This window comes from Microbacterium sp. SORGH_AS_0505, from assembly GCF_030818715.1.
Taxonomy (GTDB): Bacteria; Actinomycetota; Actinomycetes; order Actinomycetales; family Microbacteriaceae; genus Microbacterium.
Genome location: NZ_JAUTAT010000001.1, coordinates 2,248,339 through 2,269,589, shown reverse-complemented (window position 1 = coordinate 2,269,589; position 21,251 = coordinate 2,248,339). Strand labels below are relative to the sequence as shown.

The 21,251-nt window shown below is 69.4% G+C and carries 19 protein-coding genes; 12 read left to right on the top strand and 7 right to left on the bottom strand.

Translation table 11 applies throughout. From position 1 onward, the window contains the following. The first annotated feature begins 55 nt into the window (after nucleotides 1–55). From QE428_RS11165 to rpsT, 3 genes are all read left to right on the top strand, one after another. Nucleotides 56–4,708 (top strand): ExeM/NucH family extracellular endonuclease, encoded by a 4,653-nt coding sequence (locus QE428_RS11165; RefSeq protein ID WP_307469173.1) that lies wholly within the window; start codon nucleotides 56–58, stop codon nucleotides 4,706–4,708. A gap of 84 nt (nucleotides 4,709–4,792) precedes the next feature. After that, the gene (locus QE428_RS11160; protein WP_307469170.1) at nucleotides 4,793–5,527 is read left to right on the top strand and encodes an alpha/beta fold hydrolase; all 735 of its coding nucleotides are present in this window, start codon (nucleotides 4,793–4,795) and stop codon (nucleotides 5,525–5,527) included. Nucleotides 5,528–5,654: 127 nt separating this feature from the next. Further along, entirely contained in the window at nucleotides 5,655–5,915 is a 261-nt protein-coding gene (rpsT, locus tag QE428_RS11155) for a 30S ribosomal protein S20 (RefSeq protein WP_065570668.1), read from the top strand. Between the two features lie 68 nt (nucleotides 5,916–5,983). Here rpsT and holA read toward each other — a convergent pair whose 3' ends face one another. The 6 genes from holA to QE428_RS11125 form a co-directional block, all read right to left on the bottom strand. Further along, nucleotides 5,984–7,018: a DNA polymerase III subunit delta gene (gene holA, locus QE428_RS11150; RefSeq protein ID WP_307469166.1), complete on the bottom strand. Its 1,035-nt coding sequence runs from the start codon at nucleotides 7,016–7,018 to the stop codon at nucleotides 5,984–5,986. A gap of 20 nt (nucleotides 7,019–7,038) precedes the next feature. Further along, nucleotides 7,039–7,677: a Pr6Pr family membrane protein gene (locus QE428_RS11145; RefSeq protein WP_307469164.1), complete on the bottom strand. Its 639-nt coding sequence runs from the start codon at nucleotides 7,675–7,677 to the stop codon at nucleotides 7,039–7,041. 18 nt (nucleotides 7,678–7,695) lie between these two features. Further along, nucleotides 7,696–9,999: a ComEC/Rec2 family competence protein gene (locus tag QE428_RS11140; protein ID WP_307469159.1), complete on the bottom strand. Its 2,304-nt coding sequence runs from the start codon at nucleotides 9,997–9,999 to the stop codon at nucleotides 7,696–7,698. After that, complete coding sequence (locus QE428_RS11135) at nucleotides 9,996–10,586, bottom strand: helix-hairpin-helix domain-containing protein (protein ID WP_307469156.1); 591 nt, start codon at nucleotides 10,584–10,586, stop codon at nucleotides 9,996–9,998. Before QE428_RS11135 ends, QE428_RS11140 begins: the two co-directional genes overlap by 4 nt. 93 nt (nucleotides 10,587–10,679) lie before the next feature. After that, nucleotides 10,680–13,259 carry a leucine--tRNA ligase gene (gene leuS, locus QE428_RS11130; RefSeq protein ID WP_307469153.1) on the bottom strand — a complete coding sequence of 860 codons (2,580 nt, stop codon included), beginning with the start codon at nucleotides 13,257–13,259 and terminating at the stop codon, nucleotides 10,680–10,682. Nucleotides 13,260–13,327: 68 nt separating this feature from the next. Continuing rightward, nucleotides 13,328–14,617 carry an anthranilate synthase component I family protein gene (locus tag QE428_RS11125; protein WP_307469150.1) on the bottom strand — a complete coding sequence of 430 codons (1,290 nt, stop codon included), beginning with the start codon at nucleotides 14,615–14,617 and terminating at the stop codon, nucleotides 13,328–13,330. A 33-nt stretch (nucleotides 14,618–14,650) separates the two neighbouring features. On the opposite strand from QE428_RS11125, the gene QE428_RS11120 reads away from it, so the two are divergent. From QE428_RS11120 to QE428_RS11090, 7 genes are all read left to right on the top strand, one after another. Continuing rightward, nucleotides 14,651–15,328 (top strand): DedA family protein, encoded by a 678-nt coding sequence (locus QE428_RS11120; RefSeq protein WP_091353161.1) that lies wholly within the window; start codon nucleotides 14,651–14,653, stop codon nucleotides 15,326–15,328. Nucleotides 15,329–15,332: 4 nt separating this feature from the next. Further along, nucleotides 15,333–16,379, top strand: coding sequence for an App1 family protein (locus QE428_RS11115; protein WP_091353159.1), 1,047 nt, complete (start codon nucleotides 15,333–15,335; stop codon nucleotides 16,377–16,379). A 10-nt stretch (nucleotides 16,380–16,389) separates the two neighbouring features. Beyond that, entirely contained in the window at nucleotides 16,390–17,097 is a 708-nt protein-coding gene (locus QE428_RS11110; protein ID WP_307469145.1) for an SOS response-associated peptidase, read from the top strand. A gap of 11 nt (nucleotides 17,098–17,108) precedes the next feature. After that, nucleotides 17,109–17,981: a 3-methyladenine DNA glycosylase gene (locus tag QE428_RS11105; protein ID WP_307469142.1), complete on the top strand. Its 873-nt coding sequence runs from the start codon at nucleotides 17,109–17,111 to the stop codon at nucleotides 17,979–17,981. Between the two features lie 64 nt (nucleotides 17,982–18,045). Further along, complete coding sequence (locus tag QE428_RS11100; protein WP_307469140.1) at nucleotides 18,046–18,240, top strand: hypothetical protein; 195 nt, start codon at nucleotides 18,046–18,048, stop codon at nucleotides 18,238–18,240. 82 nt (nucleotides 18,241–18,322) lie between these two features. Then, entirely contained in the window at nucleotides 18,323–18,820 is a 498-nt protein-coding gene (locus QE428_RS11095) for a hypothetical protein (protein ID WP_307469137.1), read from the top strand. Between the two features lie 92 nt (nucleotides 18,821–18,912). Continuing rightward, on the top strand, nucleotides 18,913–19,335 hold the full coding sequence (locus tag QE428_RS11090; protein WP_307469135.1) for a hypothetical protein: 423 nt from the start codon (nucleotides 18,913–18,915) through the stop codon (nucleotides 19,333–19,335). 26 nt (nucleotides 19,336–19,361) lie between these two features. Here QE428_RS11090 and QE428_RS11085 read toward each other — a convergent pair whose 3' ends face one another. Continuing rightward, on the bottom strand, nucleotides 19,362–19,595 hold the full coding sequence (locus QE428_RS11085; protein ID WP_307469133.1) for a hypothetical protein: 234 nt from the start codon (nucleotides 19,593–19,595) through the stop codon (nucleotides 19,362–19,364). 253 nt (nucleotides 19,596–19,848) lie between these two features. Here QE428_RS11085 and QE428_RS11080 point away from each other — a divergent pair, with 253 nt between their 5' ends. Together QE428_RS11080 and QE428_RS11075 are read left to right on the top strand one after the other, a co-directional pair. Continuing rightward, nucleotides 19,849–20,421 carry a GAF and ANTAR domain-containing protein gene (locus tag QE428_RS11080; protein WP_307469130.1) on the top strand — a complete coding sequence of 191 codons (573 nt, stop codon included), beginning with the start codon at nucleotides 19,849–19,851 and terminating at the stop codon, nucleotides 20,419–20,421. Nucleotides 20,422–20,451: 30 nt separating this feature from the next. Then, a complete protein-coding gene (locus tag QE428_RS11075; RefSeq protein WP_307469127.1) occupies nucleotides 20,452–21,186 on the top strand; it encodes a GAF and ANTAR domain-containing protein in 735 nt (244 codons plus the stop codon). Nucleotides 21,187–21,251: the final 65 nt, after the last annotated feature.

Genomic DNA, 21,251 nt, shown 5'->3' with positions numbered 1-21,251 from the left:
GCCCGTCGCGCCTCCGGTTCTCCGCCGGACCTGCGCGGTGCTGACCGCCGCCACCATGACGGCAGCCGGACTCGCCCTCGTCCCCTCCGCAGCGTCCGCGGCCGTCTCGCCGGACTCGCCCGTCGTCATCTCGGAGGTGTACGGCGGCGGCGGCAACAGCGGCGCCGCCTTCAACCGTGACTTCGTCGAACTGGCCAACACCGGCGACGAGACGGTCGGCCTGAGCGGCTACAGCGTGCAGTACGCCTCCGCGACCGGCGCTTCGTGGCAGGTGACGAAGATCGGCGACGTCGATCTTCCCGCCGGCGCGAACCTCCTGATCGGTCAGGCTCCCGGCAGCAACACCTCGCTTCCCGGCTTCGACGCCGACATCGAGGGCTCGATCGCGATGAGCGGCAGCGGCGCCAAGGTCGCCCTGGTCTCGAGCGAGACGGCACTCACCGGCAGCACCGGCATCGCGACCCTCGACCAGGTCGTCGACCTCGTCGGCTGGGGGTCGACGGCCACGGCCTTCGCCGGATCCGCGCCTGCGCCCGGAACCTCGAACGCGACCAGCGTCTCGCGAGACGACGACGCCACCAACACCGCCGACAACGCGGCGGACTTCGCGGCCGTTGCCCCCACGCCTACCGGGCTCGGCGCCGGCACCGACCCGGAGCCCGAGCCCGAGCCCGAGCCGCAGAGCGCGACGATCGCCGAGATCCAGGGCACGACGGATGCCTCCCCTCTGGTAGGCCGCACCGTCACCACGACCGGTGTCGTCACCGCCCACTACCCCTCGGGCGGGTACAACGGCTACGTCATCCAGACGGCCGGGACCGGCGGCGAGCTCGACCTCGCCACGCACACGGCCTCCGACGCCGTCTTCGTCTACGCGCCCGGAGCGACCGGCGAGGTCGCCCTTGGCGACACCGTGACAGTCACCGGTGCCGTGTCGGAGTTCAACGGGCTCACCGAGATCACCGTCAAGGCCGGAGGCGCGAGGGTCCTCGCCGACGCCGAGGCGCCGACGCCCGCCACGATCGCCTGGCCGACCACGGCCGGTCAGCGCGAGTCGCTCGAGTCGATGTTGATCGCCCCGCAGGGCGAATTCACGGTCAGCGACACGTACAGCACCAACCGTTTCGGCGAGGTGGGTCTCGCCGCCGGCTCCGAGCCGCTCCGTCAGCCGACGGACGCCGCCCGTCCCGGAAGCGACGCCGCAGCCGCGGTCGCCGCGGACAACGCCGCGCGGGGTGTGCGCCTCGACGACGGAGCCGGACTCGACTACACGTCGGCCGCCAACCAGGCGCTGACGCCCGCGTACGTCTCCCTCACCGAGCCCATCACGGTCGGCGCGGGGGTCACGTTCACGGCACCGCTCATCGTCGACTACCGCAACGACTCGTGGAAGCTGAACCCGACCCAGCCGCTCGTCGGCGACGGCACGGGCACCGACGAGGTCGTCTTCGAGAACGTCCGCATCGACGCTCCTGCCGAGGTCGGCGGGGACCTCTCGATCGCATCATTCAACGTCCTCAACTACTTCACGACCCTCGGGACCGACACCGCGAGCTGCGAGGCGTACACCGACCGATTCGGCGACGGAGTGACCGTCCGAGACGGCTGCGCCCAGCGGGGTGCATGGGATGCCGACGACCTCGCGCGTCAGCAGGCCAAGCTCGTCGAGGCGATCACCTCGGTGGACGCCGGCGTCGTCGGTCTCATGGAGATCGAGAACTCGGCGGCCCTCGGCGAGGAGGCCGACGAAGCGACGTCGACCCTCGTCGCCGCGCTCAACGCGAAGGCCGGCGCCGGCACGTGGGCGTTCGTGCCCTCGTCGACGGACCTGCCCCCGGCATCCGAGCAGGACGTCATCACGAACGCGATCATCTACCAGCCCGCTCTCGTCTCCCCCGTCGGCGCGTCGCGCGCCCTCGGCGACCAGAGCGCCGACGGCGAGGCCTTCGGCAACGCGCGCGAACCCATCGCCCAGGTGTTCGAGCCCGCAGCGGGCGGCGACCCGTTCCTGTTCGTCGTGAACCACTTCAAGTCGAAGGGCTCCGCCGGTCCCTGGCCGGGCGACGCCGACACCGGCGACGGCCAGGGGTCGTCGAACGAGTCGCGCGTGCGTCAGGCGACCGCCCTCCGCGACTGGGTCGCGACGATCCAGGGCGACGTGGACGCGGTCGCCCTCGCGGGAGACTTCAACTCCTACAGCCAGGAGGACCCGCTGAAGGTCCTGTACGACGCCGGTTACGCGGATGCCGAGCAGGCCTTCGACGTCGACTCGTCGTCGTACAGCTTCTCGGGGCTGACGGGATCGCTCGACCACATCCTCCTGAACGAGGCGGCTCTCGCCCGCTCGACGGATGCGGACATCTGGAACATCAACTCGGGCGAATCGATCGCGCTGGAGTACAGCCGGTTCCGCACGCACGGCACGGAGTTCTACTCCGCCGACCCCTTCCGCTCGAGCGACCACGACCCCGTGATCGTCGGGATGAACGCGAAGGCCGCTCCCGTCCAGCTGACCCTCCTCGGCATCAACGACTTCCACGGACGCATCGACGGCAACACCGTCGCGTTCGCGGGGACCGTCGAAGAGCTGCGGAAGGCGGCATCCGGCCCGACCCTGTTCCTGTCCGCGGGTGACAACATCGGGGCGTCGCTGTTCGCGTCGTCGGTCGCGAAGGACCAGCCGACCATCGACGTCCTCAACGCGATGGGTCTGCAGGCGAGCGCGGTCGGCAACCACGAGTTCGACCGCGGGTTCGACGACCTTGCGGGCCGCGTGTCCGACGCGTTCGACGCGCCGCAGCTCGGCGCCAACGTCTACAAGAAGGGCACGACGACCCCGGCGCTCGACGAGTACACGCTGGTCGAAGCCGACGGTCTCACGGTCGGTGTCGTCGGCGCTGTCACCGAGGAGACTCCGACGCTCGTCACGCCGACCGGCATCGAGTCCGTCGACTTCGGCGACCCCGTCGAGGCGGTCAACCGCGTCGCCGCTCAGCTGAGCGACGGCGTCGAGTCCAACGGTGAAGCCGACGTCATCGTCGCGATGTACCACGAGGGGGCCGGCGCGGGCACGCCCGACGGTGCCACCCTCGATGAGGAGGTCGCCGCCGGCGGCGCCTTCGGTGCGATCATCACCGAGACGTCCGCAGAGGTCGACGCGATCTTCACCGGCCACACGCACAAGGAGTACGCGTGGTCGGCGCCGATCCCCGGCACGGACCGCACCCGACCGGTCGTCCAGACCGGCTCGTACGGCGCCAAGATCGGCGAGATCACGCTGACGGTGGATCCTGCCACGGGCGATGTCTCCGCACACACCGAGCGCAACGTGGCACGGACCGCGACGCCCGCCGCGGACCTCGTCGCCGCCTATCCCCGCGTCGCGGAGGTCGACCGCATCACGAAGGCGGCCCTCGCCAACGCCGCGGCCGTCGGCAACACCGAGGTCGGTCAGGTCGCCGGCGACATCACGACCGCCTACAGCGGCGGATCGTACGTCGACGGCGTCTACACCGGGGGCTCGCGCGACAACCGCGCCGCCGAGTCGACGCTCGGCAACACGGTCGCGAACATGCTGCGGGACAGCCTCGCCGACCTGCCGAACGGCGCCGTGATCGGCGTGACGAACCCGGGCGGCCTTCGCGCCGACCTGTTCGACACGCAGGCGGAGTTCGGCGCGGGCGCCGTGCCGGGTCTCGCGGACGGGTCGATCTCGTTCAGCCAGGCCAACGCGGTCCTGCCGTTCAACAACACCCTGGCGCTCGTCACCCTCACGGGCGAGGAGTTCACGCAGATGCTCGAGCAGCAGTGGCAGCGGGATGCCGCAGGCAACGTTCCGCAGCGGCCGTACCTGCAGCTGGGTCTGTCCGACAACGTCTCGTACACCTACGACCCGGCGCTGCCCGAGGGCGAACGCATCACGTCGGTGACGGTCGACGGAAAGGCGATCGATCCGGCCGGCACGTACCGCATCGGCACGTTCTCGTTCCTGGCGGCCGGCGGTGACAACTTCCGTGCCTTCACGGAGGGTGACGACTACGTCGACACGGGCCTCCTCGACTACGAGGCCTGGGTGGACTACCTCGCCGAGGGCTCCCCCGTCGCGCCGTCGTTCGCCAAGCACGGCGTGCAGGTGTCGGGTGTTCCTGAGACCGTCGCCGCAGGCGACACGGTGACCTTCGAGGTGGCGGGCATGGACCTGACCAGCAAGGGCGCTCCCGCCAACACCGAGGTGACCGTGAGCCTGGGCGACCAGGCGCTCGGCACCGCGCCGGTGACCGGCGGGGCGGCATCCGTCAGCGTCACACTGCCGGCAGGGACCCCTGCCGGGGCGGCGCAGCTGACGGTGACGGCAGCGCCCAGCGGCACCGTCGTTCGAGTTCCGCTGACGGTGGAGCAGGCGGCGGAGCCGGCGGCGACGACGCGCACGTCGCTCATCGCCCTCCCGCCGGTGCACATCAACCGCCTGCTGCCGGCGACGCTCCTCGCGATCGTCACGCAGGACGAGGGTCGTGCGGAGGGCGTCGTGGAGTTCCGCGAGGGCGACAAACTGATCGCGACGGCAGAGGTACGCGGCGGGTTCGCCTCGACCACGCTCGGTCGACTGTCCCGCGGCCTGCATTCGTACACCGCGACCTTCGTCCCGAAGGACCCGGCGGTCTCGGAGAGGTCGGTCAGCAACCGGTCGTCGGTGCTCGTCCTGTTCTGATCCCGGCGCATCGAGAACGGGGGCGGATCTTCGGATCCGCCCCCGTTCCGCGTTCCTGCAGGCGCCGGTTCGTAGGCTGGAGGCATGACGCCTCAGGTCGTGTTCGTCCACGGCATCCGGACCTCCGCGACGATGTGGCGCGCGCAGGTCGAGCACCTGACGACAGCCGGCATCGGCGCGAACGCCGTCGATCTGCCCGGACACGGTACCCGCATGAGCGAGACGTTCACGTTGGACGGCGCGTTCGAGACGATCGACGCCGCGGTGACGGATGCCGCGGCCCACGGCCCCGTGCTCCTGGTCGCCCACTCGATGGGTGGGCTCGTGTCCATCGAGTACATGGGCCGCGAGGATCGGCCGCCCGTCGAGGCGTTCATCGCGGCCGGGTGCACGTCGATTCCGCGCGGTGCGGGGTTGAGGATCTACCGGACGCTCGCGCGCGGCTTCGACCGCCTTCCGGGGCGCGGCCAGCGGCTGACCGACATGGTCCTGGATCGCACGCTGCCACCCGAGACCCGTGCCGACTTCGGCGCGGGCGGGTACGCATACGACACCCAGGACATCGCCCTGCGCAGCCTGTCCGTGCTCGACCTCGTGGCGGCGCTGAAGCGGATCTCGGTGCCGATGTGGTTCGTCAACGGGCAGTGGGACCAGCTGCGCCTGAACGAACGGCTCTTCACCGCGCTGAAGCCCGAAGCCGAGCTCATCGTGGTGCCCCGGACATCCCATCTGGTCACCGCCATGCGCCCCGGGGTGTTCAACGCGGTGATCGACCTCGCGCTCGCGACGATGGCGCAGGAGCGTTCGACTTCGGGATGAGCCTCCCACCTGATAGAATCGGTTTTTGGCTTGCGTGTGGGTTCCTCCCTCACACGACCGCTGTGCGACAGCCCTCTTCTGTTGCCGGCACATCCACCCGTAACTCCGAACGAAAGATACGTCGAACGTGGCGAACATCAAGTCGCAGATCAAGCGCAACAAGACCAACGAGAAGGCCCGCGAACGGAACAAGGCCGTCAAGAGCGAGCTGCGGACCGTCGTCCGTCAGACCCGCGCGGCGATCTCCGCCGGTGACAAGGCCGCTGCCGAGAAGGCTCTGGTGAAGGCGACCAAGAAGCTCGACAAGGCCGTCAGCAAGGGCGTCATCCACGAGAACCAGGCGGCCAACCGCAAGTCCTCGATCGCGAAGCAGGTCGCCGCTCTCTGAGCCGCGAACGCCTCGCCACGACGAAGGCCCGTCCCTCAAAGGATGGGCCTTCGTCGTTTCCGCGTGCGTCAGGCGCCGTACGGCGCGCGCGTGGCGACGACCGTGACGAGACGCTCGACCGCGAAGACGGCGTCGCGGGACGCGCCTTTGACTTCGGCATCCGCGCGAGCGGCGGCCTGGATCGCGATCCCGAGCGAGGACTCGGTCCAGCCCGCGAGGTCGCGACGGGCACGGTCGACCTGCCAGTCCTTCATGCCGATGCGGGCGGCGAGGGCGCCGGACGGTTCGCGCGTGCCGGCGACGCGCGCCATGGTGCGGAGCTTCGAGGCGATCGCGGCGACCATCGGCACCGGGTCCGCGCCCGAGGCGAGGGCGTGGCGAAGTGTCACGAGCGCGTCGCCGTAGCGGCCGGCGATCGCGGTGTCGGCGACGGCGAACGCGGTCGTCTCGACGCGGCCGCCGTAGTAGCGGGTGACGACCTGCTCGGTGATGTCGCCCTCGACGTCCGAGATGAGCTGCTGGCAGGCTGCCGCGAGCTCGGTGAGGTCGTCGGCGAAGGCCGAGACGAGGGCGCGGAGCGCGGGAGGGGCGATACGGCGTTTGGCGGCCTGGAACTCCCCCGCCGCGAAGTCGAACCGGTCGGAGTCGCGCTTGACCGCAGGGCACGCGATCTCGATGCCACCGCCGGTACCCGAGCGGATCGTGTCGAGCAGCTTCTTGCCGCGGACGCTCGCGCCAGTGTGGCGCAGCACGATGGTCGCGCCCTCCTGCGGGGCCTCGAGGTAGCGGATCGCCTCGGCGAGGAATGCGTCGGAGCACTTCTCGACGCCCGATACGCGCACCAGGCGCGGCTCGCCGAAGAGGGACGGTGAGGAGACCGCGAAGAGCGTGCCCGGCGCGTAGTCGTCGGCGCGGATGTCGGTGACTTCGAGGCTCGGATCCTCGGCGCGAAGGTATTCACGGATGCCGGCGGTCGCCCGCTCGGCGCAGATCTCTTCCGGTCCCGAGACGAGGACCACGGGCGCCGGCTGCGGCGCGCGCCAGGAGACCTGAGGTATCGCCGACTTGGTCGCTTTCGCGGCAGGACGACGGGGGCTCGGCATGATGTCCAGCCTACCGACGGCTACCGACGGTCCGCCGTCGTGGCGACGCGGAGTCGGGACAGCGCCCACACTGCGGCGGCAGCCGCGAGGAGCATCGCGAGGAGACCGAGGCTCGTGAGGACCAGCGCTCCGAACCCGCGGCTGGGCAGCAGGAACCCGTAAGGCACCCAGCCGTCGGTCTGGCCGCGCACGAGAACGACGACCAGCCAGAGAAGCGGGTAGGGCAGCACGAGCCACAGACTCCGCCACGGCAGGCTCGGGTGGTCTCGGACGAACGCCCAGTCGAGGACGGTGTATAGCGGGAGCGCGATGTGCAGGACGGCGCTCACCCACGGCGGGGCGGAACCGGTGCCGGGAACGAACCCGTTGTAGACGACGCCCACGACGATGAGACAGGCCACCGCGACCCCACGTGCCAGGGTCAGCCATGCGGGAACGATCCGATCGAGGAGGAGAAGGATCCCGGTCGCCCCGAGCACGATCGCGCTCCCCAGCGCGGTCTGGTTCGTGAAGTAGCCGAAGAAATCGAACGGATTGACGCTCCCCCGCTGCACGGAACGGGCGTAGGTCCACCCCAGGGCGACGAGGACGCCGACGGCCATGCCGACGCGCACGCCGCCGATCGCGACGACGGAACGCGGAATGCGGGAGGGCGGCATCCGGTCAGCCTACGAGAGTCAGCCGCCCTCCTCACGGGAGCGCCACAGCCGGATCCCGTCCCCGTCGCGCCAGAGGACGACGTCACCCGACGTGTCGGTGCGGGCGATGACCGCGTGCTCCTCTCGGAGGAGGTCGAGGATCTCGTCCCGCGGGTGGCCGTAGGTGTTCTCGCCGACCGTCACGAGGGCGACGGCCGCATCCAGTCCCTCGTACAGGCTGTGGTCCTGATCGGCGCTGCCGTGGTGCGCGACCTTGACGACCGCGTAGGTGCGGTCGATCGCACGAGAAGCCACCAGCGAGCGCTGCGACTGCGCCGACAGGTCGCCGAGGAAGATCGCGTCGGGGACGCGGCATCCGGTGATGTCGATCACGACGCTCGCGTCGTTCCCGTACGGATAGACCGGGTCGCGCGCCTTCGGCCACAGCGAGCGCCAGCGGCACTCCCCCAGCGTGCCGCTCTGACCGGCGGAGACCTCCTGCGCTTGCGCACCAGACTGCGTGAAGCCGGCGATCATCGCGGCCGCCTCGGCGTCGGGAACGGGACCGTGCAGCACGACGTCGGCACGACCGACCAGAGCCTCGGCGCCGCCGCGGTGGTCCATGTCGAAGTGGGTGAACACAAGGACGTCGACGCGGTCGACCGCGAACCGGTCAAGGCACGCGGCGAGGGGCGCTGGCTCCGGCCCTGTGTCGATCAGCATGATGGCCTCACCGGAGCGCACGAGGACGGCGTCGCCCTGTCCCACCTCGCACGCAGCGATGGCCCAATCGTCCGGCGCCCGCGTCCGGTCGATGAGGGTCCGGAACGGGCCGGCGCTCACCACGACGACGATGATGACGACGAGCGCCCACCCCGCCCACCGCTGCAACCGGTGCCGGCGTGCGGCGATCACGATGCCGATCGCGGCCCCTGTCGCTGCGAGGGCGATGAGCCCCGGCATCCCTTCCACCCATCCGATGGATGCCCCGGGCAGCCGCGCGGACAGGTCCGCCGTTCCCGCGATCCAGGCCGCCGGCAGCCACGCGATCGCCGCCAGCCCCTGCGCGAGTACCGGGAACGGCAGCGCGAGGCAGGCGAGAAGGCCGAGGACGGTTGCGGCGGGCGCGGCGGGACCCGCGAGCAGGTTCGCGAGCACGCCGACGAGGGGCACGGTCGGCTCGATCAGCACGAGCAGCGGTCCGCAGGCGAGCTGCGCCGCGAGCGGGACGGACAGGGCGAGCGCCAGCGGTGCGGGCATCCACCGCGACATCCCGTCGGCGAGCGGTCTGGCGAACAGCAGCAGCGACCCGGTCGCCACGGCGGACAGTGCGAAGCCGAGGGATGCCGCGAGCCACGGATCGAGCACGAGCAGCACGCACACCGACGCGGACAGGATCGACATCCCTGCGCCGATCCGCCCCAGCAGGACGCCCAGCATGGCGATCGCCGCCATCACGCCCGCTCGGACGACGCTGGGTTCGGGCGAGACGAGCACGATGAAGGCGACGAGCGTCGCCAGTCCCGCCGTGACGCGGATGCCGCGCCGCGCCCCGCACAGGGCGGCGATGCCGAACGCGATCCCGACGACGAGTGCGCAGTTCGCCCCGGAGACGGCGGTCAGGTGCGACAGCGACGATGCCTTCATCTGCTGGTCGAGGTCCTCAGTGACCGCGGACGTGTCGCCGACGGCGAGGCCTGGAACGAGCCCTGCACCGGGGTCGGGGAGACCGTCGACCGCGTTCACCAGGCCCGTCCTCAGCTGGGCCGCCGCGGCGAGCGGGCCCGTCGGCGGACGGGCGAGCTCGAGCGACGACGCCTCGACGACGAGGACTTCCCGGTCCTCGGCATCCGCCCGGAACGCGGTCCCCGTCACGACCGCACGCGCACCCAGGTCGAGCCCGGCGGGTCGCTCCTGTACCCGGACGAGGACGGGAGCCGAGACGGGAGCCGTGTCGGGGCCGATCGTGACGGACCGGGTGATCGCATCGAAGCGGAACCCGGTCGCGGACCGTTCGACCTTGCCGACGACATCGACCTCGAACGCGGCGCTCCGACCCCCGGTGATGTGCAGACCTGCGACGGCCTCTCGGGCGGGCTGGGCGAGTGCGACATGGGATGCCGCGCCCCCCGCGACGGCGAAGGCCACCGCGATCAGCGCCGCCGTCGTCGGCCGAGACGCTCGCGCGGCGACCGCTAACGCGAGGACGGCAGCCACCCAGAGGGCGACGGCGAAAGCCGTCGCATGCTCGGGGAACACGATCGCGGCGCCCGCGCCCGCCCAGGCCGTGAGCGCGACCGGCAGCAACCGCAGGTCGCGGCGGCGCGCGGTCCGAACGCTCACACCGTCACCAGGTCGCGGAGCGACGCGAGCATCTTCTCCCCGATCCCCGGCACCGCCATCAGGTCGTCGACGCTGGTGAACCGGCCGTTCTCCTCGCGCCAATCGAGGATCCGCTGAGCGATCGACGGTCCGACGCGGGGCAGCGTGTCGAGGGCAGCGAGATCGGCGGTGTTCAGGTTCACGCGCCCGTCACCTTCCGGCGCCGCAGGGGCACCGGCATCCGTCCCCCCTTCGCCCTCGGCAGGGATCAGGAGCTGCTCACCGTCGCTCACCGGACGCGCCAGGTTCACGCCGTCACGGGATGCCTTCTCCGAGAAGCCACCGGCGGCGGCTACCGCATCCACCACGCGCGCACCTTGGTCGAGACGATACAGACCGGGCTCGCGCACCTGACCCGAGACGTGGACGTACACCGACGCCGGCGCCGCCGTCTCGGAGACGACGCCCGGCACCGTCTCGACAGCGGACTCCGCGCCTGTCCGGATGATCCCGATCGCGATCGTCACCGCGGCGACGACGACCACGAGGACGATGGCGGCACCGATCCCCAGCCGACGTCGAGACACCGGCACCGCCTGCGCACCCATGGCACGATCCTCCCGGCGCCGCACCGCCCCCTCATCGGACGACGAGGGGGCGGTGGACGAACCGGGATCAGATGGCGGCGGTGGAGAAGACGCTCACGCGACGGTGAAGCTGACGACCTTCGGCGCGCGCACGACGGCGCGCGTGATCTCCTTGTCGCCGATCGCCCGACGCACCTTCTCGTCCGCGAGCGCGAGCTTCTCGAGCTCGTCGCCCGAGATCTTCGCCGGGACGGTGAGCGTGCCGCGCACCTTGCCGTTGACCTGCACGACCGCGGTCACCGACTCCTCCACGAGGAGCGTCGGGTCGGCCTGACGCCACGGCACCACGCCGACGAACGGCTCGTAGCCGAGGATCTCCCACATCTCCTCCGCGGTGTGCGGTGCGAAGAGGTCCAGGATCATCGCGACGGCCTCAGCGGCCTCGCGGACGGCGGGGTCGGCCGCGCCGGCTCCCGAGTCGATCGCCTTGCGCGTCGCGTTGACGAGCTCCATGAGGCGCGCGACGACGACGTTGAACTTCGACTGCTCGACGAGGCCGACGACGTCCGCCCAGAGACGGTGGGTGACGCGCCGGAGCGACGTGTCGCCGTCCGCCCACACCACGTCCTTCGAGCTTGCGACATCCGTCGCCACGCGCATCGCGCGGGCGAGGAACTTCTGGGCGCCGGTGGTCGACACGTCCTCCCAGTTGATGTCGTCCTCGACGGGTCCGGCGAACGCGATGGCGACACGGACGGCATCCGCGCCCGGGTCGTCCATGCTCGACGCGAACTCGACGAGGTTGCCCTTCGACTTCGACATCTTCGAACCGTCGAGCAGCACCATGCCCTGGTTGATCAGGCTCGTGAACGGCTCGGTGAAGTCGACGAGGCCCATGTCGAAGAGGACCTTCGTGATGAACCGGGCGTACAGCAGGTGGAGGATCGCGTGCTCGACGCCGCCGATGTACGAGTCGACCGGTGCCCACTTGGATGCCTCGGCGCTCGGGAACGGCTCCGTCGCCCCGTTCGGGGCCAGGAAGCGCAGGAAGTACCACGAGCTGTCGACGAACGTGTCCATCGTGTCAGCGTCGCGGAGCGCCGGCTCGCCGGTCTCGGGGTCGACCGTCGACATCCACTCGGTCGCGCCGCCCAGCGGCGACGTGCCCTTCGGCTTCAGGTCGAGACCCTTGGCGTCGGGGAGGATGACGGGCAGCTGCTCGTCGGGGACCGGGACGATGCGGCCGTCCTCGGTGTGGATCATCGGGATCGGGGTGCCCCAGAACCGCTGACGCGAGATCAGCCAGTCGCGCAGGCGATAGGTCTTCGCGGCACGGCCGGTTCCCGCCGAGGTGAGCTCTTCGATCGCGCGGGCGATCGCGTTGCGCTTGGACAGCCCGTTCAGCGACCCGGAGTTGATGAGGCGTCCATCGCCCGTCAGCGCGGTGCCGGTGCGGGCGGGGTCGATCGACTCGAGGTCGTCGCCGATCGGCACACCGTCCTCGTCGACCTCGATGACAGGGATCGCGCCGGTGACCGGAGCCGTCGTGTCGACGACGACCTTCACGGGCAGGTCGAACGCGCGGGCGAAATCGAGGTCGCGCTGGTCGTGCGCGGGGACGGCCATGACGGCACCGTGCCCGTAGTCGGCGAGGACGTAGTCCGCCGCCCAGATCGGCAGACGCTCGCCGTTGATCGGGTTGACCGCGAAGCGGTCGAGGAAGACACCCGTCTTGGGGCGGTCGGCGGTCTGACGCTCGATCTCGCTCGTCTTCTGCACCGTGTCGAGGTAACCGCGGAAGCGCTGCTGGACCTCGGGCGAGGCGCCCTCGGCCAGTTCGGCGGCGAGGTCGGAGTCCGGCGCGACGACCATGAAGGTCGCGCCGTGCAGAGTGTCGGGGCGGGTGGAGAAGACGGTGATCTTCTCGGCGCGCCCCTCGATCTCGAAGTCGATGTCGGCGCCGATCGAGCGGCCGATCCAGTTGCGCTGCATCTGCAGCACCTTGTGCGGCCAGAACCCCTCGAGCTGGTTCAGGTCATCGAGCAGGCGGTCGGCGTACTCGGTGATCTTGAAGTACCACTGCGTCAGCTTCTTCTTGACGACCTCGAAGCCGCAGCGCTCGCAGTGTCCGTCGACGACCTGCTCGTTCGCGAGCACGGTCTGGTCGTTGGGGCACCAGTTGACGGCGCTCTGCTTGCGGTAGGCGAGCCCGCGCTCGAACAGGCGTTGGAACAGCCACTGGTTCCAGCGGTAGTACTCGGGGTCGCTCGTGTGGAGCACGCGGCTCCAGTCGTACGACGACCCGAACGCGCGGAAGCTGACCTTGTGCTGGTCGATGTTGTTGTAGGTCCACTCGCGCGGGTCCGACCCTGCGCCGCCCTTGATCGCCGCGTTCTCGGCGGGCAGGCCGAAGGAGTCCCAGCCGATCGGATTCAAGACGTTGTACCCGCGGTGACGCCAGAAGCGTGCGACGGCGTCGACGTAGGCGTAGTTCTCGGCGTGACCCATGTGCAGGTCGCCCGAGGGGTACGGGAACATGCCGAGCACGTACTTGCGCGGTCGCGTGTCCTCGTCGCCGCCGGCCTTGAACGGGTCGGACTCCGCCCACCGGGCCTGCCACTTCGCCTGGATGGCGCGGGCGTCGAAGCCGGTCTGCTCGGGAGCCGATGCGTCGGAGGAGGTGCTGGAGGACACGGTGAACCAATCGTGCAAAGTCGGGAGGGCGCGCGAAAGCGCCTTTTCAGCCTAGCGGACCGGGACTTTCACCATCCCGGCGGCAGCTCGGCTCCGAGCGCACGGAGCGGCGCCCGGGCCTTGATCCCGACCTCCGCGACCTCGTCGGCCGCCGCCGAGCCCCACGTGATACCTCCGCCGGCGCCGACGTACGCTCCGCCCGGGTGCGTCACGATCGACCGGATCACCATCGCGAGGTCGAGGCCCCCATCGGAACCGATCCATCCGAAGCATCCCGCGAAGACGCCGCGCGGCGCGCCCTCCAGCCGGTGGAGGATCTGCATCGCCGACAGCTTCGGTGCGCCCGTCATGCTGCCGGCCGGGAAGGCGGCATCCCACAGGTCGCCGACCGTCGTCCCCGGCCGCAACCGCCCCGCTACCGTGCTCACCAGCTGGTGCACCGCGGGGTAGGACTCGACCTCGAGCAACCGCTCCGCCGCGACCGTCCCGGGCTCGCACACCCGCTGCAGGTCGTTGCGCATGAGGTCGACGATCATGACATTCTCGGCCTGCTCCTTCTCGCTCCTCCGCAGTTCGGAGGCGAGAGCGGCATCCTCCGCGGGGTCGGCGGAGCGCGGCCGTGTCCCCTTAATGGGGCGCGTACGTACGATTGCCTCCGAGACCGACAGGAATTGCTCGGGCGACGCGCTCAGAAGCGCCCACCCGCCGCTGCGGATGAGACCGCCGTGGTGCGCCGGCGTCGCGGTTCGCAGACGCAGGTAGGTGTCGACCGGGTCGACGGATGCCGCTGTCTCGAACCGCGTCGTCAGACACAGCTGGTACGCACGCCCCTCTCGGATCTCGTTGCGGCACTGCTCGATGAGGGCCGCATACCCATCGGGATCGTGGCGGGCGCGGACTCCGACCGGGGCCGGGTCCGCAGGCCGCGGAGCCCCTCCGGTCGACATCGCCCGCGCCACGGAGACGGACAGGCCGTCGAGGGCGTCCTCCGCCCCGAAAGCGATCAGGCGGCCCGCGGCGTGATCGAACCCCAGCATCCGATCGACACGGAGCCAGACCTCCGCGGGTCCCGCGTCGTCCGCTGCAGGCGCCCCGGCGCGACGCGCGGCCGCGTCGTACCCCGACCAGCCGACCCAGCCGCCGCGGAACGGTCCCGCAGCGGCATCCGTCGCACCATCGAGGCCCACATCGCGCGGAGGGGGCGACGGGATGCCGGTACCCACCCAGCTCCATCCGCAGGAAGCGCCGGGGCCGGCATCGAGCCAGAACGCGTCGGCAGCGTCACCGATGACCGCGGTGAAGGCGACCGCCGGATCGAGCCACCCGTGAAGGTCGCGTGAGGCGAGGTCGCTGGACACTCCATCAGGGTAGACGGCGGATAATCTGAGGTCGTGAACGAGATCCTCGACTGGCTGCTCGGCACCGTCCAGGCGGTGGATCCCGTTGTGCGCGTCATCGTCGCCGGCATCGCGATGATGCTCGAGACGAGCGTCCTCGTCGGACTCGTCGTCCCCGGTGACTCGATCGTCATCGTCGCCGGCACCGCCGTCGACAATCTGGCCGAGGGAACCTGGCTCGTCCTCGCCGTCCTCGTCGGCGCCCTCGTCGGCGAGAGCATCGGATTCGCTCTGGGCAGATGGCTGGGTCCCCGCATCCGGTTCTCCCGCGCGGGCCGGCTGATCGGCGAACGCAATTGGGTGCGCGCGGAGCTCTACCTGCGCCGGCGAGGTGGGCCGGCCATCTTCCTGTCGCGTTTCCTCCCCGTGCTCCATTCCCTCGTGCCCCTGACCGTCGGAATGAGCGGGTTCGCCTACCGCCGGTTCCTCGCGTGGACCGTGCCCGCCTGCACGGTCTGGTCGGTTGCGTACGTCTCCGTCGCCGCCGCGGCGGCGGAGGGCTACCGTGAACTCTCCGACAGCCTTCACTACGCCGGTTACCTGTTCGTCGGGATCATTGCCGCCTTCCTCGTGCTCGTTTACATCGCCAAGCGCGTCATCAGCGCGCGGGAGGCTCGCCACCTCGAACTCGACGATGCGATGGAGGGTCGCGCCGACGACGTGAAAGACTGAACCGATGGCTTCCTCCTCTGCGCCCGACACGAAAGTGCTGTGGCTGGCGCGCCTCGAGTACCGGTTCCACTCCTGGCGTGAGAACCGTGCTCGCGCGAGGGGAAGGCGTCCCACCGTCGCCGCGTTCCCCGGATACGGCAGCACCGAGTGGGTGCGCGTGCTCGGTCGAGTGCTGATCCCGCCGAAGGCGAAGCGCCGCGAGCGGGGCGACTACGCCGGCGTGCGGGGTTGGCGCAGCTTCGCCGCCGTGCCGATCGCCCACGCCACGGTCTCCGTGGTCATCGACGGGGTGAGTCATGAGGTCACGGCCGACCGCGGCGGCGTCATCGACGCGGTCCTGCCCGCCTCCCTCTCCGCGGGCTGGCAGACGATCACGATGAGCGTCGAAGAGGCAGACCCCGTCGACGCCCGCGTCTTCATCGTGGGAGACGACATCCGGTTCGGCGTCATCTCGGACGTCGACGACACCGTGATGGTCACCGCGCTCCCCCGGCCCTTCGTCGCAGCGTGGAACTCCTTCGTCCTCAACGAGCACGCCCGCCAGCCGGTCCCCGGAATGGCCGTTCTGCTCGAGCGGCTCGCGCGCGAGAACCCCGGATCGCCCATCCTGTATCTCTCGACCGGAGCATGGAACGTCGCGCCGACCCTCGTGCGATTCCAGCGCCGGCACCTGTTCCCTCTCGGCGCGATGCTCCTGACGGACTGGGGCCCGACGCACGACCGGTGGTTCCGCAGCGGCAAGGAGCACAAGAAGGAGAACCTGCGCCGCCTGGCCGACGAGTTCCCCCACATCGACTGGCTGCTCATCGGCGACGACGGACAGCACGACGACGAGATCTACACGCAGTTCACGATCGAGCATCCCGAGCAGGTCGCTGCCGTAGCCATCCGGCGACTGACACCGGCCGAGGCGGTCCTCGCCGGTGGCCGGACCGCGGTGGACGATCACAGCGCGGCCGGCGTGCCGTGGGTGACCGGAGACGACGGCGCGGAGCTGCTCGAGCGTCTGACCGACGTCGACATCGTCCGCGATGTCCCCACCTCCTCCTAGGCTGACACCCATGTGCGGTCGCTTCGTCGTTGCCAACGTCGCCTCGGAACTCGTCGGTGTGCTGCGCGTCGACGTCGAGAGCGATGACCTTCCCACTCCGTCGTACAACATCGCCCCGACGTCGCAGGTCGGGATCGTTCTCGACTCGGCCAAGACCGACCCGCCCACACGGCGGCTGGAGCCCGCGCGCTGGGGCCTCGTCCCCTCGTGGGCGAAGGACGTGAAGGTCGGCGCTCGGGCGTTCAACGCGCGTTCGGAGGAGATCGAGGACAAGCCGATGTTCCGGCAGGCGCTCATCAAGCGCCGCGCCATCGTCCCTGCCACCGGCTACTACGAGTGGCAGACGACCGACGAGGGCAAGACGCCGTACTTCATCCATCCCTCCGACGGGTCGCCTCTTTTGTTCGCAGGCCTCTACGAGTGGTGGAAGGACCCGGCCAAAGCCGAGGACGATCCCACCAAATGGGTGCTGTCGTTCACGATCATCACGCGCGACGCCGTCGCGCCGCTCGGGTCGATCCACGATCGGATGCCGCTGTTCCTCGACGCCGACTTCGCGGACGCCTGGCTCGACACCGAGGTCGACAACGTCGGGGATCTCCTGGACGCCGCCGTCGACGCGGCCCCCCAGGTCGTCACCGGGCTCACCGACCACGTCGTCTCGAGCGCCGTGGGCAACGTCCGCAACGACTCCCCCGAGCTGATCCAGCCCGTCTGATCCGCACCCGCATGCCCACCCTGACGAGCGCCGTCCTCGCACGGTCCGAGTGGACCGAACGGATGCAGGCGCACGCCGAGCGGGCCGAGGCCCTCACCGCCGGCCGTCGCCACCGCGCGGCCCGGGGCGAGACGCACCCGGTCGACGACTTCCTCTACACGTACTACTCCTACAAGCCGGCCGTCCTCCGCCGCTGGCACCCGGGGCGTGATGTGGGATTGGCGGATGCCGCCGACTCACCGCATGCCGCCTGGCGCTGGTACCGGGTGGTCGGCGACGACGTCACCGCCGACACCGAGGCGTTCCTCACCGAGAAGGCTCCGCTCGTCCGCGCGATCCGCGGCATCCTGTCGAGCACTCTCGGGAGGACCGGATCCTACGGCTGCTTCGGTCTGCACGAGTGGGCGATGGTCTACCGGGACGGCGAGACGCGGCATCCCGTGCCGTTACGGCTCGGTGCGGACGGAACGGATGCCGTCGTCGAGGCGAACGATCTGCGGTGCACGCACATCGACGCGTTCCGCTTCTTCACGCCTGAAGCCACGCCGCTCAACCGCTTCGCGCCGACGCGCGAGACGCAGGCGCTGACGGAGCAGCCGGGCTGCCTTCATGCCGGGATGGACCTGTACAAGTGGGCAGTGAAGCTCGGCCCGCTCGTCCCCGGGGAACTGCTTCTGGATGCGTTCGTGCTGGCCCGCGACATCCGGGAACTCGACATGCGGGCCTCGCCGTACGATCTCAGCGATTGGGGCTACTCCGCCGTGCCCATCGAGACGCCGACGGGCAAGGCCCAGTACGTGGCCGCGCAGCGCGCCTTCACCGAGCGTGCCCAACCGATCCGCGTACGGCTGCTTCATCTGCTGGAACCGGCGGAAACCAGCTGACTCCGTCAAGACCCTCGACGCGACGTTCGAGGTCCGAGAAGCTCGAAGAGTCGAGAGGACACCCATGAGCAACGATTCCACGTCCGACCTCGAGCGACTCGTCGGCGGAGAGCAGGACGGCCTGCCTCCTGCGCCCGCCGGTGCCGCAGATCGCCCGGATGAGCCGTCTCCCGAGGAGCGATTCGTCGCGCCTGACGCCGGAGATCTCGACGTCGAGGCCGCCGAGGCGGACGCGGAGGCTTCCGATTCCACCGAGTGAGCCGGGATCGAGAGCCCTTGATTCCCGCGACGTCGCTCGTCACACATTCACCACGTGGGTCTGTTTCGTCGCGGTAGTCGCCGTGTACATGTTCGTCCTAGCGATGCAGACGAGCGAGAGCGTGAAGGGTCTTCCCGTCTTCGTCGTGCTGGGCGCGGCCGCACTCTCGTTCGCGTTGGTGTGGCTCGGCGCGCCGATCGCGTGGCTCGTGGCCCGGTGGATGCGGAATGTGCGCGGCGTCGTCGCGCACGTGATGGTGTTCTGGCTGCTGGGGGCCGTGACGTCCGGGATCGTGCTGCTCTTCCTCTCCTCGGCGACCGGCGCGGCGCAGGGTTCTGATCAGGCCGGCGCGGTCCTCGCTGCAGCCGCCGTGTGCGGTGTCTGCACCGCCATTGGGCGGAGCTCCGTGTTCGTGTCGGAGTGGCATCACGCGCGCAGGCGTCGGCGCCGCGAAGCCAATACAGCTGAGCGATCGACTGATGGACAACCACAACCTCATAGCCAGCGACCGCCCCGAGAACCAGGAGATATTGGATTATCTCCGATTCTCCATGACTGCCAAGTGAGCCCATCAGGATGAAACGTTCCGCAGGTGTGGCCGCAGCCGTCTTCATAATCGCGGCTGTGGCCGGATGCTCTTCGACGACGAACGTAAACCCAGGAGGAGACGCCGTGAACGGTAAGCAACCGGGGCTGACCGTTGGGGCAGCCAAGAAGATCGCACAGGACGTCGAGGATGAGATCGTCTCGAAGCTGCCGGCGGAAAGTATCCGAGCTGCGGACCAGGAGGCCACAGGTGTTCTCATGCCGTGCAGCGCGCAAGGCGCGTATGCCTGGACCGGAGGCACCACGATCGAGCTGTCCCCGACTGCAGATCCATCCAAACTGATATCGATGGTGTTGGATGCCTACCGTGACAATTCTGAGCTGAAGCCCAAGGACATCACCAAAGACGGTCGTGCCCGCGCGCAACTTGTTGGCCCCTACGGGTCGGGTTACATCATCGCGGACTACCAGAACGGTCACTTAGAAATCAGCTCGTTCTCGCCGTGCTTCGTCCTCCCCCCCGACAAGGCCCCCGAGGACGAGTACTAGGCCTGTCGGCGTGCCGTTCAAGGTCGTCAGTGCCAAAATTGCATGAAGCGCCGCGCCGGGATCGTCTCGACGGATTGTTTGGCGGCCCGAAGCCGCTGGTAGCGACCGAGGGGGTTGGACGCGTCATCGAACGCGATGAAGCCGCCGTCGACGCTCACGACGAAACCCACGTGTCGCGCGCCGTCTTCGCAGACGTGCAATCCGGGTTCGGTCACTTTCCACCGGAGACGGTCCTTCTGCGGGCCGGTGTATGTCGGCATGACGATCCTCTGCTCTCGCTCGGTTGATATTGGCGAGCCGGGGTCCGGGGCAGCGTGGTGTCACTGTATTGGCATCCCGGAGACCAACACAAGGAGGACGACGCCCGCGCGGGGACTCCCTACAATGGGATCAGCGTCCCTGGACCTAGGCCGCCTCGGGATACCCAGGTCTGGAGGAAACGTGCTCGGTTCCCACTCAGTGGACGATGACCCGATTTGTGCCGTCTTTCTGACGATGCTTCCGGTTCATCATGTGGGCGTCTCGACGCTGGGCGACCCGTTCGACGTCGAGACCGTGTGTGCGAGCGACGGCGCGGCTGCGGCTCTCGAAGACATTCAGCTGAGTTCCGGGGTCGGGCCAGGCTGGGACGCCCGAGTCGCGCGCACCCCCGTCCTTCTGCACGATCTCCGCGACGCGGCGACGACGGACTGGCCGATGCTCCAGTCCGTCGCCGCGCATCACGGTGTTAGCTCCCTGTACGCGTTCCCGATGACCGTCGGTGCGCTCGAGGTGGGAGTCGTCGATCTGTACGCCGACGGCCGAGGAGCACTGAAGCAGCGGGACGTTGCCCTTGCCTCCCTGATGGCGGATGCGGCCGCCCTCCGTATCTTCGAGCGGGTTCTGGCCGGCAACGCTGCCGACGCCGGTTTCGGTTCATCGTCTCGACGGATCGTCCATCAGGCAACCGGCATGGTCTGCGCGCAGTTGCGAGTGAACTCCGATGACGCGCTCGTGGTCATCCGCGCCCACGCGTTCGCATCTGGACGGTCAGTGACGGAGATCGCGGAGTCCATCATCAGTCGCGAGATCGATTTCACCGCCTGAGACCAGCGTGATTCGGAGGAGGTTGGAGACATGAGCAGGGAACCGCGGGAAAAGCAGCTCATCGAGACGTTCGTGGAGATCGCGGACACCATGGTGGGTGGATATGACGTCGTCGATCTGCTGTATCGCCTGGTGTCACGGTGCTCGGAGATCTTCTCAGCGGCGGATGCCGGCATCCTTCTGCGCACCGGAGGGCAACCGCTCGAAGTCGTCGCCTCGACGACGGAGCGAAGCCAGCTCATCAGCCTCCTTCAGCTCACCGCGGATGAAGGTCCCTGCGTCGATGCCTACCGATCCGGCGAACCGGTGAGCGTCGACGACATCTCATCCATCCGGGAACGCTGGCCGCTCTTCGCTGAAAGCGCAGGGGCGCTGGGTTACAACTGGATGCACGCCGTGCCGTTGCGTCTGCGCAACGAGGTCATCGGCTCTCTCAACCTCTTCGGCGACGGTTCGGAGAGCCTCAGCCCCGAAGACTCTCTCGCAGCGCGCGGACTGGCGGATATCGCGACCATCGGCATCCTCCACGAGCAGGCATTCCGCGAGGCGGATGTCGCGCGCACGCAGCTGCAGCAGGCGCTCGACAGTCGAGTCGTGATCGAACAGGCGAAGGGCGTCCTGGCCCACACGCACAACATCGACATGGACGAGGCATTCCAGCGTCTGCGGGCGCACGCACGGACGAGTCAGCAGCGCCTCGCCGACGTCGCCCGCGACATCGTGGCGCATGCCAGCGACCCTACGCGCGACCTCAACGATCTGTGACCGGCAGGCTCAGGTCGACATGAGCCCGCGGAGAGCGCCCCAGACGTCGACGAACGAGTGACACC

Coding starts and splice junctions, on each gene's coding strand:
- QE428_RS11165 (WP_307469173.1), top strand. CDS start 56: ATGACGGCAGCCGGACTCGCCCTCGTCCCCTCCGCAGCGTCCGCGGCC.
- QE428_RS11160 (WP_307469170.1), top strand. CDS start 4,793: ATGACGCCTCAGGTCGTGTTCGTCCACGGCATCCGGACCTCCGCGACG.
- holA (WP_307469166.1), bottom strand. CDS start 7,018: ATGCCGAGCCCCCGTCGTCCTGCCGCGAAAGCGACCAAGTCGGCGATA.
- QE428_RS11145 (WP_307469164.1), bottom strand. CDS start 7,677: ATGCCGCCCTCCCGCATTCCGCGTTCCGTCGTCGCGATCGGCGGCGTG.
- QE428_RS11135 (WP_307469156.1), bottom strand. CDS start 10,586: ATGGGTGCGCAGGCGGTGCCGGTGTCTCGACGTCGGCTGGGGATCGGT.
- QE428_RS11115 (WP_091353159.1), top strand. CDS start 15,333: ATGGCTTCCTCCTCTGCGCCCGACACGAAAGTGCTGTGGCTGGCGCGC.
- QE428_RS11110 (WP_307469145.1), top strand. CDS start 16,390: ATGTGCGGTCGCTTCGTCGTTGCCAACGTCGCCTCGGAACTCGTCGGT.
- QE428_RS11105 (WP_307469142.1), top strand. CDS start 17,109: ATGCCCACCCTGACGAGCGCCGTCCTCGCACGGTCCGAGTGGACCGAA.
- QE428_RS11100 (WP_307469140.1), top strand. CDS start 18,046: ATGAGCAACGATTCCACGTCCGACCTCGAGCGACTCGTCGGCGGAGAG.
- QE428_RS11085 (WP_307469133.1), bottom strand. CDS start 19,595: ATGCCGACATACACCGGCCCGCAGAAGGACCGTCTCCGGTGGAAAGTG.
- QE428_RS11075 (WP_307469127.1), top strand. CDS start 20,452: ATGAGCAGGGAACCGCGGGAAAAGCAGCTCATCGAGACGTTCGTGGAG.